At 67.6% G+C, this 13,885-nt stretch carries 11 protein-coding genes; 9 read left to right on the forward strand and 2 right to left on the reverse strand.

What is annotated here, in order from left to right:
- Nucleotides 1-41: 41 nt before the first annotated feature.
- Together ACQY78_RS26040 and ACQY78_RS26045 are read left to right on the forward strand one after the other, a co-directional pair.
- Nucleotides 42-1,031, forward strand: a complete 990-nt coding sequence (locus tag ACQY78_RS26040; protein WP_428680715.1) for a Bug family tripartite tricarboxylate transporter substrate binding protein — start codon at nucleotides 42-44, stop codon at nucleotides 1,029-1,031.
- A gap of 23 nt (nucleotides 1,032-1,054) precedes the next feature.
- On the forward strand, nucleotides 1,055-2,557 hold the full coding sequence (locus tag ACQY78_RS26045; RefSeq protein ID WP_428680718.1) for an acyl-CoA carboxylase subunit beta: 1,503 nt from the start codon (nucleotides 1,055-1,057) through the stop codon (nucleotides 2,555-2,557).
- 23 nt (nucleotides 2,558-2,580) lie between these two features.
- On the opposite strand, the gene ACQY78_RS26050 is transcribed toward ACQY78_RS26045, so the two are convergent.
- Both ACQY78_RS26050 and ACQY78_RS26055 read right to left on the reverse strand, forming a co-directional pair.
- The gene (locus ACQY78_RS26050) at nucleotides 2,581-3,237 is read right to left on the reverse strand and encodes a glutathione S-transferase family protein (protein ID WP_428680721.1); all 657 of its coding nucleotides are present in this window, start codon (nucleotides 3,235-3,237) and stop codon (nucleotides 2,581-2,583) included.
- Entirely contained in the window at nucleotides 3,230-4,426 is a 1,197-nt protein-coding gene (locus tag ACQY78_RS26055) for a pyridoxal-phosphate-dependent aminotransferase family protein (RefSeq protein ID WP_428680724.1), read from the reverse strand. Before ACQY78_RS26055 ends, ACQY78_RS26050 begins: the two co-directional genes overlap by 8 nt.
- A 62-nt stretch (nucleotides 4,427-4,488) precedes the next feature.
- Between ACQY78_RS26055 and ACQY78_RS26060 the strand changes: the two genes are divergently transcribed.
- From ACQY78_RS26060 to ACQY78_RS26090, 7 genes are all read left to right on the forward strand, one after another.
- Nucleotides 4,489-5,187 (forward strand): GntR family transcriptional regulator, encoded by a 699-nt coding sequence (locus ACQY78_RS26060; protein WP_428680727.1) that lies wholly within the window; start codon nucleotides 4,489-4,491, stop codon nucleotides 5,185-5,187.
- The gene (locus ACQY78_RS26065) at nucleotides 5,184-6,176 is read left to right on the forward strand and encodes a Bug family tripartite tricarboxylate transporter substrate binding protein (RefSeq protein WP_428680730.1); all 993 of its coding nucleotides are present in this window, start codon (nucleotides 5,184-5,186) and stop codon (nucleotides 6,174-6,176) included. The genes ACQY78_RS26060 and ACQY78_RS26065 overlap by 4 nt, the downstream gene beginning before the upstream one ends.
- A 92-nt stretch (nucleotides 6,177-6,268) precedes the next feature.
- Nucleotides 6,269-9,193 (forward strand): FAD-binding and (Fe-S)-binding domain-containing protein, encoded by a 2,925-nt coding sequence (locus ACQY78_RS26070; protein ID WP_428680733.1) that lies wholly within the window; start codon nucleotides 6,269-6,271, stop codon nucleotides 9,191-9,193.
- Between the two features lie 130 nt (nucleotides 9,194-9,323).
- Nucleotides 9,324-10,178 (forward strand): NAD(+) diphosphatase, encoded by an 855-nt coding sequence (gene nudC, locus ACQY78_RS26075; RefSeq protein ID WP_428680736.1) that lies wholly within the window; start codon nucleotides 9,324-9,326, stop codon nucleotides 10,176-10,178.
- A 16-nt stretch (nucleotides 10,179-10,194) separates the two neighbouring features.
- Nucleotides 10,195-11,331, forward strand: coding sequence for an NADH:flavin oxidoreductase/NADH oxidase (locus ACQY78_RS26080; RefSeq protein ID WP_428680738.1), 1,137 nt, complete (start codon nucleotides 10,195-10,197; stop codon nucleotides 11,329-11,331).
- A gap of 9 nt (nucleotides 11,332-11,340) precedes the next feature.
- Nucleotides 11,341-11,700, forward strand: coding sequence for a response regulator (locus tag ACQY78_RS26085; RefSeq protein ID WP_428680741.1), 360 nt, complete (start codon nucleotides 11,341-11,343; stop codon nucleotides 11,698-11,700).
- A gap of 6 nt (nucleotides 11,701-11,706) precedes the next feature.
- Nucleotides 11,707-13,881 carry an ATP-binding protein gene (locus ACQY78_RS26090; RefSeq protein WP_428680744.1) on the forward strand — a complete coding sequence of 725 codons (2,175 nt, stop codon included), beginning with the start codon at nucleotides 11,707-11,709 and terminating at the stop codon, nucleotides 13,879-13,881.
- Nucleotides 13,882-13,885 lie beyond the last annotated feature (4 nt).

Here is a 13,885-nt window from a genome sequence, read left to right on the forward strand (position 1 = left end):
TGCCTCGTGCAGCACGGAAAAAACAATAAAGGAGGAAGCCCATGGTCAAGAGAATGCTCGTCTTTGCACTGCCGATATTGGGGGCGGCGCTCGCCGCCCTCACGATCCAGACGGCCACGGCGCAACAGCCGGCCCTCTCGGATCGTCCGATCCGGATGCTCTATGGATTTGCCGCCGGCGGATCGGGCGATCTGGCGGCGCGGTTGCTGGCCGACGTGGCGTCGAGGGAGCTCGGACAGCGCGTCGTGGTCGAGAACCGTACCGGCGCCAACGGCATGATCGCCGCGGAGGCGGCGGCTCGTGGCCCGACCGATGGCAGCAACGTGCTGTTCTGCACCACGGGCAACATGACGATCGTGACCGAGTTGCCAGGCGCTCAGCTGCCGATCAATCCCGCCACCGACCTGATCGGCATCGGTCAGCTCCTGCGGTCGACCTTCGGGCTCGTAGTCGGAAAGGACAGTCCCTATCGCTCCATCCAGGATCTGGTGACCGACGCCCGCGCCAATCCGGGCAAGGTGAGCTACGCCACGCCCGGCGTTGGGTCGGTCCAGCACCTGTCGACAGAACTTCTCGGCCAGAAGATCGGGGCCCAGATGGTTCACGTGCCGTACAGGGGCTCGCAGGCGGCTCTGCAGGATCTGCTCGCCGGCCGCACGAGCTTCTCCATTACGAATCTGGGCGATGTGATCGGCCACATCCGGTCGGGATCGCTGCGCCTGCTGGCGCTCGGTGATCCGCTCGGCAAGCGCTTCTTCCCCGACGCGCCGATGATTGCCGAGGTGGTGCCGGGCTTCGAAACCTACGCGTGGTTCGGTCTGTGCGGTCCGACGGGTATGCCGGACGCGGTCGTCAAGCGTTGGGAGAAGGCCATCAAGGCCGCCGTCGACGATCCGACGGTCAGCCAGAAGCTGCTCGACAATGGCATGGTGCCGGCCTTCGCCGATTCGGCTGAGCTGAAGAAGACCATGGAAGAGAACCGGCGCAGCTATCGCGAGGTGATCCGCGCCGCGAACATCAAGGCCGAGTGATGGCCGGCGAGGAGAAGCGGGACATGCCGCGCGTCAGCGTCGAGCAGGTGCGGGGGGCGCGGGCGGCCCTCGAGGACGCCGCGCGGCCGGACGCCGTGGCGCGGCAGAAGGCGCGCGGAAGATGGACCGCGCGCGAGGGCATTGCGGCGCTCACGGATGCGGGCTCGTTCGTCGAATATGGCGGCCTGGTGCGGCCGGCTCTTGCCGACATGCAGGGCGCCGCCGACGGCCTGGTGATGGGGACGGCGCGGGTCGAGGGCCGCGCCGTCGACATCGTGTTCTACGACTACAGCGTCCATGCCGGGACGCAGAGCGCCAACAACCACGCCAAGATCAGCCGGATGTTCAGCCACGCCCTGCAGAACCGGCTGCCGGTGATCTGCTGGCTCGACGGCGGGGGAGCCAGGCCGCACGACATGAAGGTCGAGGGGCGGGGATCGGCCCATACCTTCGTGCTGTTCGCGCGCCTGTCAGGTCTCGTGCCGACGATCGCCATCGTGCCGGGCCGGGCCTTCGCCGGGCACGCGAACCTGGCCGGCATGTCGGACCTGCTGATCGCGACGCGTGACAGCGCCATGGGCATGGCGGGACCGCCGCTCGTCGAGGCGGCGCTTGGCATCAAGCTGAAGCCCGAGGAGATCGGCCCGCCGGAGGTCCACTACGCGGCAGGCGCGGTCGACCTGCTGGTCGACGGCGAGGCGGAGGCGGTCGAAGCTGCCAAACGATACCTCTCTTATTTCGGTCCGCCGCTGCCGGCGGGCGAGGCGCCCGACCCGGCGGCCTTGCGCACCCTCGTGCCGGACAATCCACGCCGGGCCTACGACGTGCGCAGGGTCATCCGCGGCATCGCCGATATCGACAGCGTGATGGAGCTGCGTGGAGGCTACGGGCGCGCGATGGTGACGGCCCTGGCGCGGCTGGGCGGCAGGCCGGTCGGCGTGATCGCCAACCAGCCGATGTTCCTCGCCGGCGCGATGGACGGGCCGGCCTGCGAGAAGGCCGCGCGCTTCGTCCAGCTCTGCGATGCCTTCGACCTGCCGCTGCTGGTGCTGTGCGACACGCCCGGCCTGATGGTGGGACCGGACATCGAGAAGACCGGCCTCGTCCGGCGCAGCGCCCGGCTGCTCGCGGCGCTGGCCAATTCGACCATGCCGATCATGACGGTCGTGCTCCGCAAGGCCTATGGGCTGGGCTACTACATCATGGGCTCGCGTCCGCTCGACCCCGCGATCCTGCTGGCCTGGCCGACCGCCGAGTTCGGCGGCATGGGACTGGAGGGGGCCGCCAGCATCATCTATCGCCGTGAACTGGAAGGGATCGAGGATGCCGACGGCCGCGCAGCGCGGCATCGCGAACGCACGGACGAACTCAAGCGGTACAACACCGCCCTCGAGGTCGCCGGCCGCTTCGGCTACGACGACGTCATCGATCCGGCCGATACGCGGCCCATCCTGCTGAACACGCTGGCGACGTTGCCGCCCCCACCGCCGCGCAGCGAGCGCAAGAGAACGATCGAGCCCTACTGAGCGCGGCGGGGCCCGACGGGGATCTACCGCTGCGGCGTCTCGGCCGGCTCGGTCGCCTTCATCGAGGGGCGTTGCGCGACGGTTTCGTACCAGGCTGCGAGAGCCGGGGCGGCCTCGCGCCAGCCCGGCCCGTAGCGCCATTCGTCGTAGCCGCAGGCGACCGCCGTCGTGATCCGCGCGAGATCGAACGTGTCGCCGAACGACGACATTTTCTTCTCGAGCGCCGCGAAGCAGCGCAGCCCACGGTCGCGCATCTTGGCGATGAAATCGTCGGAGCGGTCGGCGCCGGTGCGCAGCAGTTCGGCGCGGCGCATGATCTGCGCTTCGAGGATGGCGCAAGCCAGCGCATTGATCTCGAGCGCGCGCCACCGCGCGGGTCCGTCGGCGGCGAGCAGGCGATGGGTGCCGAACGAGCCGTCGAGAAAGTCCACGATCGAATGGGAGTCGGTCAGCGTGACGTCGCCGGTGACCAGCGCCGGGATGCGCACGACCGGTGTCGCAGCCACGAAGTCGGCGGGCATCTCCACCGTTCGCGTACCCCAGGTGTGCGGCCACTTCGTCTGGACATAGTCGAAGCGGTCGGAGATCCCGAGCTCCTCGATACAGACCCTGACACGCCGGACCCAGGGTGAGGCCGGCGTGACGTAGAGGCGCATCCGCTCGGCCCCCGGATCAGGCATTGCGGGCGCCCGGCGCGGTGTCGCGCAGGTAGGTGAGGGCGGCCTGGGCGCCGCCGGCCTTGTGCGGCACCTTGGCGAGGCCCAGCGCCATCTCGACGCCGGACAGGGCGCCCATCAGCATCAGGTCGTTGAAGTCCCCGAGATGGCCGATGCGGAAGACCTTGCCCGCGACCTTGGTGAGGCCCTGGCCCAGCGACATGTTGAAGTTCTCCAGCGCGACCTTGCGGAAGGCGTCGGCGTCGTGGCCCTCGGGCATGACGATCGCCGTCAGCGAACCCGAATAGGCCTTGGGGTCGCTGCACAGGATTTCGAGGCCCCAGGCGGTGACGGCGGTGCGCGTCGCCTCGGCATGGCGGGCATGGCGGGCGAACACCGCGTCGAGCCCTTCCTCCAGCAGCATGTCGCAGGCCTCGTTGAGGCCGTAGAGCAGGTTGGTGGCCGGCGTGTAGGGGAACCAGCCGTTGGCATTGGCCGTCAGCATCTCGTCCCAGTTCCAGAAGGCCTTCAGCATCTTCGACGCCTTCGAGGCCTCGATCGCCTTCTCGCTCAGGGCGTTGAAGGAGAGACCTGGCGGCAGCATCAGGCCCTTCTGCGAGCCCGCCACCGTCACGTCGACGCCCCAGGCATCGTGGCGATAGTCGATCGAGCCCAGCGACGAGATCGTGTCGACCAGCAGCAGGGCGGGGTGCTTGGCGGCGTCGATGGCCTGCCGGACGGCGGAGATGTCGCTCACCACGCCGGTCGAGGTCTCGTTGTGGACGATGCAGACCGCCTTGATGGCGTGGCCGGTATCTTCCTTCAGGCGCTTCTCGATGGCCGCCGGATCGGCCGGCTTGCGCCAGTCGCCACCCATGAATTCCGATTTGATACCAAGCTTGTCGGCCATCTTCTTCCAGAGCGAGGCGAAGTGGCCGGTTTCCCACATCAGCACCAGGTCGCCGGGCGACAGGGTGTTCACGAGGGCGGCTTCCCAAGCTCCGGTCCCGGATGCAGGATAGATGATAATAGGTTGTTTTGTCTGGAAAATTTGCCGGACGGAGCGAAGGACCTTCTTGGCCAGCGCGTTGAACTCGGGGCCCCGGTGATCGATCGTCGGGTAATCCATCGCGCGAAGAACGCGGTCGGGCACGTTGGTCGGACCGGGAATTTGCAGGAAATGACGTCCGGCGGGGTGTGAGTTCAGGCGCATCTGGCGTTCCTCTCGGCTTGGCTGTTGCATTTTGTATACAATATGCCAGAGTGAGTCCAGAGATGGATGGTTCAACCCTCCCGATTGCCCGTTCGACGCTGCCCGAAGCGGCAGCCGAGCGGCTGCGCGCCCTGATCATCGAAGGCGAGCTGCCGCCGGGCGCCAAGCTGAACGAGCGCGAACTCAGCGAACGGCTGGGCGTCTCGCGCACCCCGCTGCGCGAGGCCTTCCGCATGCTGGCGGCCGACGGCCTGCTGGTGCAGCTGCCCAACCGGGGCGCCCAGGTGGTGGCCCTGTCGCCCGCCGACGTGCGCGGTGCCTTCGAGGTGATGGGCGCGCTGGAGGGACTGGCCGGCGAACTGGCGGTGGCCCGGGTCACCGACGCCGACATTGCCGATCTACGGGCGCTTCAGGGGGAGATGGAGGCCGCCCATGCCGGCCGCGACCTGTCGACCTATTACAGGATCAACCGCCTGATCCATGACCGGCTGAATGCCCTCGCGGGCAACGCTGTGCTGGAGCAGACCTACCGCACGCTCAACGCAAGGCTGCATGCCCTGCGGTTTCGCTCCAACCTCAACCCTGCCAAATGGGATCAGGCGGTCGCCGAACATCGCGCGATGATCGCGGCGCTTGCGGCGCGGGATGGCGCTGCGCTACGTGACCTGCTCGTCGGGCACCTGCGCGCCAAGCAGCAGGCCGTGCTCGATTCCATGGAAAACAAGGACGACAAGAACCTTCAGGGAGGAAAAAAAACATGACGACGATTTCTACGACGTCGCGCCGCCGGGCCCTCAAGCTCGGCCTCGCCGCCACCCTGGCCACTCCGGCCATGGCCCGCGCCCAGCAGGGCTGGCCGAACGGGCCGATCACCTGGGTCAATCCGTTCCCCGCCGGCGGCGGCACCGACGTGTTCGCCCGTCCGCTGGCGGCGCAGGTCGGCGAGCAGCTCGGCGTGCAGATCCTGATCGACAACAAGGGCGGCGCGGGCGGCACGGTCGGCGCCTCGCAGGCGGCCAAGATGAAGCCCGACGGCCAGACCTTCTTCGTCGGCGCGATCCATCACACGATCGCCCCGTCGGTCTACAAGACCCTCGACTACGATCTCGAGAAGAACTTCGAGCCGATCACCATGATCGCGCTGGTGCCGCAGGTCATCTCGATCAATCCGAACAAGATCCCGGCCAAGACCGCGCAGGAATTCATCGCCTACCTGAAGGCCAACCCGAACAAGGTGAATTACGCGTCGGCCGGCGCCGGCACGGCGCATCACCTGGCGGGCGAGCTGTTCAAGCTCGAGACCAAGACCGAGATCGTCCACGTGCCCTATCGCGGCGCGGGTCCGGCGATGCAGGACCTGCTGGCCGGCAATGCCGACATGATGTTCGACGGCATGGGCACCTCGGCGCAGCAGATCAAGGCGGGCAAACTGCGCGGCCTTGCGGTGGCGACGACCGAGCGCGTGCCCGAGTTCCCCGACATGCCGACCGCGGCCGAGATCGGCGTGCCGGCCTGGATCGTGTCGACCTGGTACGGGCTCTGGGCCATCAAGGGCACGCCGCAACCGATCGTCGAGCGCATGTACGCCGAGGTCGTGAAGGCTCTCAAGGCACCCAAGCTGCAGGCCATCTGGAAGGAGCAGCTCGCCCAGACGGGCGGCGAATCGCAGGCCGAGTTCGCCAAGCGCATCCGCACCGAGATCGAGAAGTGGCAGAAGGTCGTGAACGCGGCCGGCGTCAAACTCGACTGAGGGTGGAGAGCGTTCGCCGATGAGCCCGATTTCATTCACGACGCCCTCTCTGCCTGCGTATTGCAAAGGGGCGCTTTAGGGTTCCATCGGACATGTCCAAGCTCGAACAAAATCTGCGGCGCAGCCTCAAGGGAGAGGTCCTGTTCGACCGGGCCTCCCGTGGTCGCTATTCGACCGACGCATCGATCTACCAGGTCGAGCCCGTGGGCGTGGTGATCCCGCGCGACGAGGCCGATCTGGCGCTCGCCGTCGACGTGGCGCGCGATGCAAAGGCTGCGATCCTGCCGCGCGGCGCCGGCACGTCGCAGTGCGGCCAGACGGTGGGCGAGGCGCTGATCATCGACTGTTCGAAATACCTGCGCGAGATCGTGGGCTTCGACAAGAGCAAGGCCCAGGTGACGGTGCAGCCGGGCGTCGTGCTCGACCAGCTCAATGCCTGGCTGAAGCCGCACGGTCTGTGGTACCCGGTCGACGTCTCGACCTCGGCGCAATGCACGCTCGGCGGCATGGCCGGCAACAATTCCTGCGGCTCGAGGTCGATCCGCTACGGCAACATGGTCCACAACGTCGCCTCGATCGACGCGCTGCTGGCCAACGGCCAGCGGGCCCGCTTCGGCTCGACGCGGCCGGAGGACATGCCCGCGGGCGTGCGCGCCATCGCCGACAAGGTGGCCGAGCTGGCTTTTGCCGAGCGCGCCGAGATCGAGCGCATGTATCCGCACGTGCTGCGCCGGGTCGGCGGCTACAATCTCGATATCTTCTTCCCGCAGTCGGAGCGGCCCTACACGACCGACAACTCGGTGAACCTCGCGCACCTGCTGGTCGGGAGCGAGGGCACGCTTGCGGTGACCGAGCGACTCACGCTCAACCTGGCGCCGCTGCCCAAGCACAAGACGCTGGGCGTCGTGAACTTCGCCAGCTTCTACAAGGCGATGGACAGCGCCCAGCACATCGTGAAGCTGAAGCCGGCCGCCGTGGAGCTGGTCGACCGCACGATGATCGAGCTGGCGCGCGCCAACCCCGCCTTCCGCCCGGTGATCGAGCGGGCGCTGATCGGCCAGCCCGAGGCCATCCTGCTGGTCGAGTTCGCGGGCGAGGAACGCGCGGACCAGCTGCGCGACCTGGCGCGGCTCGTCGAGCTGATGGGCGATCTCGGCATGCCGGGCAGCGTCGTGGAGATGCCGGAGCCCAAGCCGCAGTCGGAGCTGTGGGAAGTCCGCAAGGCCGGCCTCAACATCATGATGTCGATGAAGGGCGACGGTAAGCCGGTCTCCTTCATCGAGGACTGCGCCGTCCCCCTCGAACATCTGGCCGACTACACGCAGCGCCTGACCGACGTGTTCGGCAAGCACGGCACGAGGGGCACCTGGTACGCCCATGCCTCCGTGGGCACGCTGCACGTGCGGCCGATCCTCGACATGCGCCGCGACGGTGCCGAGAAGATGCGGGCGATCGCCGAGGAGGCCTCGGCCCTGGTGCGCGAATACAAGGGCGCCTTCTCGGGCGAGCATGGCGACGGGCTGGTGCGCTCGGAATGGGTGGCCTGGCAGTTCGGACCGCGGCTCACCAAGGCGTTCGAGACGGTGAAGGACCTGTTCGATCCCGAGAACATCCTGAATCCCGGCAAGATCGTGCGGCCCTCGCGCATGGACGACCGCTCGCTGTTCCGCTTCAAGCCGGGATACGAATCGCTGAAGTACGAGCCGGTGCTCGACTGGTCGGCCTGGAACGTCCAGACCGATCCGGTCACCGAGATCTCGACCGCGCCGGGCACCGGCGGCGACCTCGCCGGCGGCTTCGCGAAGGCGGCGGAGATGTGCAACAACAACGGCCATTGCCGGAAGTTCGATGCCGGCACCATGTGCCCGTCCTTCCGCGTGACGCGCGACGAGAAGCATCTGACGCGCGGCCGGGCCAACACGCTGCGCCTCGCACTGTCCGGCCAGCTCGGATCCGAGGGGCTGCGCTCCGATGCGGTCGCGGCGGCGATGGATCTCTGCGTGAGCTGCAAGGGCTGCAAGCGCGACTGCCCGACCGGCGTCGACATGGCGCGCATGAAGATCGAGGTGAAGTCGGCGCGTCGCATGGCCAAAGGCTTGAGCTGGCGCGACCGGCTGATCGGCGCCACGCCGTCGATGGCGCCGTATGCCCGCCGCATGCCCTGGCTGTTCAACGCGGCCTGGTTTGTGCAGTCCTATCTCGGCTTCGCCAAACAGCGGCGCCTGCCGCAGTGGCGCGGCGACACCTTCCTCTCCACCACCGAGGTCGACGATCGCGACGCCACGGTGGTGATCTTCGCCGACACCTTCTCGAACAATTTCGAGCCTGAGATCCTGCACGCCGCCCGGCGGGTGCTGACCGCCGCCGGGCATCGCGTGGCGGTCGCCTGGCCGACGCTGGGCGCGCCGGCCCTATGCTGCGGCCGGACCTATCTGGCGACCGGCCAGGTGGAGCGGGCGAGGGGCGAGGCGCTGCGCACGCTGAATGCGCTGCGGCCGTTTGCCGTCAAGGGCGTGCCGATCATCGGCCTCGAGCCGTCGTGCCTCTTTACCCTGCGCGACGAGTTCCTGGCGCTCGGGCTCGGCGAGGATGCCGAGGAGGTCGCGGCCCATGCCGTGCTGTTCGAGGAGTTCCTGGCACGCGAGAAGAAGGCGGGACGCCTCGACCTGGCGCTCCAGCCGCTGCCGGAGAAGAAGGCGCTGCTCCACGGTCACTGTCACCAGAAGGCCTTCGGCGCCATGAGCGCGGTGCAGGAGGTGCTTTCGCTCGTGCCCGACCTCGCGGTGACGCCGATCGAGTCGAGCTGCTGCGGCATGGCCGGCAGCTTCGGCTACGAGGCGGAGCACTACGAGACCTCGATCGCCATGGCCGAGCTGTCGTTGCTGCCGGCGGTACGCAAGGCCGATGCGGGAACCCTGGTCGTGGCTGATGGGACCTCGTGCCGGCACCAGATCGCCGACGGGGCCGATCGTCAGGCGATACACGTGGCGCAGGTCCTGGAGCGCGCCCTGATCTGAGGACGTGCGCCTGCCAATTGCGGTGCGGGCGGCCCTGTGGCACGGTCCGCGGCCTATGAGAAATCCAAGAAATCCCTATTCCAGCGCCGAAATCGACCGTGCCAGCCATGAGCGCGAGAACGATGAACGGATGATCGAACTTGCCTCCTCGGGGGCCGCACGCTTCGTGCCGATCGACACCGAGAAGAACCTGGTGAAGACCGGTGGCAATCCGGAAGCCGTGTTCCTGCAGGGCATGATGGGTCGCGCGATCGCCAATTCGAGCGACGTCCAGATCTTCCTGGGCTACGTCGAGGGCACGCCGTACTTCGCCGTCGACGTCACCGGCAAGGACGTGCCGCTGAAGGATCTGGGCGAGTTCGTCGACCTGCGCCAGGTCGGCCCGCTGCTGTTCGCGCGAGAGGGTTCGATCCTCGCCTATGCCCGCGGCATGACCTACTGGCACCGCCGCCATCGCTATTGCGGTGTCTGCGGCGCCACGACCAAGGTGACTCGCGGCGGCCACGTGCGCATGTGCACCAACGAGAACTGCAAGACCGAGACCTTCCCGCGGACCGATCCCGCGGTGATCATGCTGGTCCACTACGGCGACAAGTGCCTGCTGGGTCGCGGCAAGCATTTCCCGCGCGGCATGCACTCGACCCTGGCGGGCTTCGTCGAGCCCGGCGAGAGCTTCGAGGATGCGGTCGCCCGCGAGGTCTACGAGGAAGTGAAGGTCAAGGTGAAGGACGTGATCTATCGCTCGTCCCAGCCCTGGCCGTTCCCGGCGTCGGTGATGATCGGCTTCCATGCCGAGGCCGAGTCGATGGACTTCAGCGTCAACGAATCAGAGCTCGAAAGCGCCCGATGGATGAGCCGCGAGGAGTTGCGCACCGAGAATCTTCCGAAGGACGGTTCCTTCTTCATGCCGCGTCGCGATTCGATCGCCCGCCGCCTGATCGAGGAGTGGCTGGGCCACGAGGCCGGACCTTCGATCAACGGCTGAAAATCCAAGGACTCCCATGACCGCCCAACTCTTCACCCCCGTCGAGCTCGGCGGCGTAACCCTGCCCAACCGCATCGTCGTCTCGCCGATGTGCCAGTACTCGGCCGTCGACGGCAGCGCCCAGCCCTGGCACCAGGTGCATTACGGCATGCTCGCCATGTCGGGCGCCGGACTGCTCTGCCTCGAAGCCACCCATGTCGAACGCGAGGGTCGTATCACGCAGGGCTGCCTCGGCCTCTACAGCGACGAGAACGAGGCGGCGCTGAAGCCGGTGATCGACTGGGTCCGCGGCTGGATGCCGGGCGTGAAGCTCGGGGTGCAGCTGGCCCACGCCGGCCGCAAGGCCTCGGCGCAGCGTCCGTGGAAGGGCGGCGGGCCGCTGACGCAGGCCGATGCGCCGGATCTTCCCTGGACGACCTATGGTCCGTCCGCGCTGGCCTACGATCCGGCGAAGAAGTGGCACACGCCGGTGGCGCTCGATGCCGTCGGCCTGAAGCGCGTGAAGGAGGCTTTCGTCTCCGCCGCCGAGCGCAGCCTGCGGCTCGGCTTCGACGTGATCGAGCTGCACGGCGCGCATGGTTACTTGCTCAACCAGTTCCTGTCGCCGCTCAGCAATCATCGCACCGACGAATATGGCGGCACCGCCGAAAAGCGCCGCCGCTTCCCGCTCGAAGTGTTCGAAGCCGTACGCAGGATCTGGCCGGCCGAAAAGGCGCTGGGCGTGCGGCTGTCGGCCATCGAATGGGTCGAGGGCGGCATCACCCTCGAGGATTCGATCGAGACCGCCCGCCAGTTCAAGGCTCTCGGCTGCGACTTCGTCGATGTCAGCTCGGGCGGCAACGCGCCGGGGCAGAAGCTCTCGGTCGGACCCGGGTACCAGGTGCCGTTCTCGGCTCGCATCCGCAAGGAAGCCGGCATCAAGACGTGGGCGGTCGGACTGATCACCGAGCCGGAGCAGGCGGAGAAGATCATCGCGGCGGGCGAGGCCGACTGCACGGCGCATGCCCGCCCGTTCCTGATCGATCCGCGCTGGGCGTGGAATGCGGCGCGGGCGCTGGGTGTGGAAACCCCGCCCTTGCCGTTACCCGCGGCGCGCGCCACAAGCATTCTTCCGTTCAAGCCAAAAGCCGCCGCGCCCAAAGCGGCCGAATAGGGCTCCCGCATGTCGAGTGTGTTGCTGGCTGAAGACGAGTTCCTGATCCGCGCCGTCCTGGTGGACGCGCTGAGCGACGTCGGAGTCGACTGCATCGAAGCGGCGACCGGGCGCGAGGCGCTCGATGTCCTGCAGAGTGACACGCCGCTCGGTGTCGTCATCGTCGATATCGGCTTGCCCGACATGTCGGGCGAGAAGGTGATCGAGGCGGCAGCGCTGCACCGCCCCGGTCTTCCAATCATCCGCTGCTCGGGCGCATCCGCTCCGAGCACGCTGCCGGCCGGCATCAGCATGCATTCCTTTCCCAAGCCATACAGCGCGTCGGAGCTTTCCAATTTCGTGGTGTCGCTGATCCGCAAGGCTCCCTAGGCGCACGTGCGGCGGCTCCTGAAATTCGAGACTTGGACGCTGCGCGGCAAGACGGCGGCCGATGCGTCGTTCGTTCTGCTCGCCGCCACGCTCGTCGTGCCGGCCCTGCTTTTCGCGGGCGCAAGCTGGCTGGCCTACGGCGAGACCCAGCGGCAATTCGAGGAGCGGCTGAACCGGACCCTCGATCTGCTCTATGTCGGGTCCCGCGCCACCTTCGAGACACAGCAGCTCATCGTAAGCAACGTGGTCAGCCTCGTCGACGATCTGAACGACGATGAGATCCGGCAGCACGAGGCCCGGCTACACCAGCAGTTGAAGCACCTCGTTCAGAGCCTGCCGCAGGTCGAGGACGTCTTCATCCTCGACAGGGAAGGCCGCCCGCTGGTCGCCGCCAACGTCCATCCGATGCCGGCCAACGTCACGGCTGCAGACCGGCCGTATTTCATGGCGCATCGCGACGAGCGGCAGCAGCGATACGTCAGCGAGACGTATCGCAGCCGCATCAAGAACCTCGACATCTTCCAGTACAGCGAGCGGCGGCTGCGGCCGGACGGCGGCTTCGACGGCGTCATCCTCGTGACGATACCGCCATCCTATTTCGGCAAGCTCTTCGAGCAGGCGGCCGGGGCGGACAATTACACAACGTCCCTCGTGCGCGCCGACGGCGAACTGCTGGCGCGCTATCCCGCATCTGCAGGGCCAACGAGATTCGAACCCGGCTCGAGGTTCATGCAGGCCATCGCCGCAAATACCGCGTCCGGCACATACAGCACGCCGCAGGCCAGCATCGACGGCATTGCGCGGACGGTGGTCTATCGCAAGCTGCCCGACCTGCCCGTCTATGTGGCGGTGGGCGTGGCCAGCGACGCCGTCCGCGAGGCCTGGATCCACCGCATGTCGGCACATCTCCTGTTCGGGCTGCCGGCGACGCTGGCGCTGTTCGCCCTCGCGCTTCTCGCCTCGCGCCGGGCCGCGGGCCAGGCCGAGACGCTGGAACGGCTGCGCGAAGAGCAGGTCCGGCGCGCGACGGTTGAAGAGAGCCTGCGCCAGTCGCAGAAGATGACGGCGGTGGGACAGCTCACGGCCGGCATCGCCCACGATTTCAACAACCTGCTCACGGGCATCGGGGGCGCGATCGAAATGGTCGGTCGGCGTGTGCCGCAGCCGACGCCCGACGTCGTGCGCTTCCTCGATCTCGCCCGGACCGGCGTATCACGGGCCGCCACGCTCACCCAGCGCATGCTGGCTTTCGCGCGCCAGCAGCCGCTTCAGATCGAGGCGGTCGATGCCAACCGGCTGGTCACCGGCATGTCGGAGCTGCTGCGGCGAACCCTCGGCGAGACCGTGCAGATCGAGACGGTCCTGGGCGGCGGCCTGTGGCGCGCCAGTGCCGATCCGGCCCAGCTCGAAGCGGCAGTTCTCAACCTGGCGATCAACGCCCGCGATGCGATGCCGGGCGGCGGCACGCTCACCATCGAGACGGCCAATGCCCATCTCGACGATGCCTATGCCGCAGCCAACGTGGAGGTCACGCCTGGCCAGTTCGTGATGATCGCGGTCTCAGACACCGGCACCGGCATGGATCAGCAGACGATCGCGCGGGCCTTCGAGCCGTTCTTCACCACCAAGGAGCGCGGCCAGGGCACGGGGCTCGGCCTCAGCATGACCTACGGCTACATCAAGCAGATCGGCGGCCATCTCAAGATCTACAGCGAACTCGGCCACGGCTCGACCGTGAAGGTCTATCTGCCGCGCACCCAGGCTGAGGCGGGAACCCATCCGGAGACGGCGGCCGCGGTCAGCGTCGCGGCGGGGGCGGGGCCGGTCGTGCTGGTCGTCGAGGACGATCCCGTCGTGCGCGAGTTCGCCGTCGCGGCCTGCCGCGAGTGCGGCTGCACGGTGTACGAAGCCGGCGACGGCGAGCAGGCGCTGCGCCTCCTGGAGAAGCAGCGCGATATCGCGCTCCTGTTCACCGATGTGGGCCTGCCCGGCGGCATGAACGGACGTCAACTCGCCGGGACGGCCTTGGCGCAGCATCCCGACCTCAAGGTTCTCTACATGACGGGATACACGGCGAACGCGATCGTTCACCACGGCGTCATCGATGCTGGCGTGAACTTCCTCGGCAAGCCGTTCTCCGTGTCGGCGCTCGCGGCGAAGATCAAGGGCATGGGCTTCTAGCTCC

This window comes from Reyranella sp., assembly GCF_965279625.1.
Taxonomy (GTDB): domain Bacteria; phylum Pseudomonadota; class Alphaproteobacteria; order Reyranellales; family Reyranellaceae; genus Reyranella.

What these genes read in the sequence shown, in the direction of transcription:
- ACQY78_RS26040 (WP_428680715.1), top strand. Translation starts at nt 42, where the DNA reads ATGGTCAAGAGAATGCTCGTCTTTGCACTGCCGATATTGGGGGCGGCG.
- ACQY78_RS26045 (WP_428680718.1), top strand. Translation starts at nt 1,055, where the DNA reads ATGCCGCGCGTCAGCGTCGAGCAGGTGCGGGGGGCGCGGGCGGCCCTC.
- ACQY78_RS26050 (WP_428680721.1), bottom strand. Translation starts at nt 3,237, where the DNA reads ATGCCTGATCCGGGGGCCGAGCGGATGCGCCTCTACGTCACGCCGGCC.
- ACQY78_RS26055 (WP_428680724.1), bottom strand. Translation starts at nt 4,426, where the DNA reads ATGCGCCTGAACTCACACCCCGCCGGACGTCATTTCCTGCAAATTCCC.
- ACQY78_RS26060 (WP_428680727.1), top strand. Translation starts at nt 4,489, where the DNA reads ATGGATGGTTCAACCCTCCCGATTGCCCGTTCGACGCTGCCCGAAGCG.
- ACQY78_RS26065 (WP_428680730.1), top strand. Translation starts at nt 5,184, where the DNA reads ATGACGACGATTTCTACGACGTCGCGCCGCCGGGCCCTCAAGCTCGGC.
- ACQY78_RS26070 (WP_428680733.1), top strand. Translation starts at nt 6,269, where the DNA reads ATGTCCAAGCTCGAACAAAATCTGCGGCGCAGCCTCAAGGGAGAGGTC.
- nudC (WP_428680736.1), top strand. Translation starts at nt 9,324, where the DNA reads ATGATCGAACTTGCCTCCTCGGGGGCCGCACGCTTCGTGCCGATCGAC.
- ACQY78_RS26080 (WP_428680738.1), top strand. Translation starts at nt 10,195, where the DNA reads ATGACCGCCCAACTCTTCACCCCCGTCGAGCTCGGCGGCGTAACCCTG.
- ACQY78_RS26085 (WP_428680741.1), top strand. Translation starts at nt 11,341, where the DNA reads ATGTCGAGTGTGTTGCTGGCTGAAGACGAGTTCCTGATCCGCGCCGTC.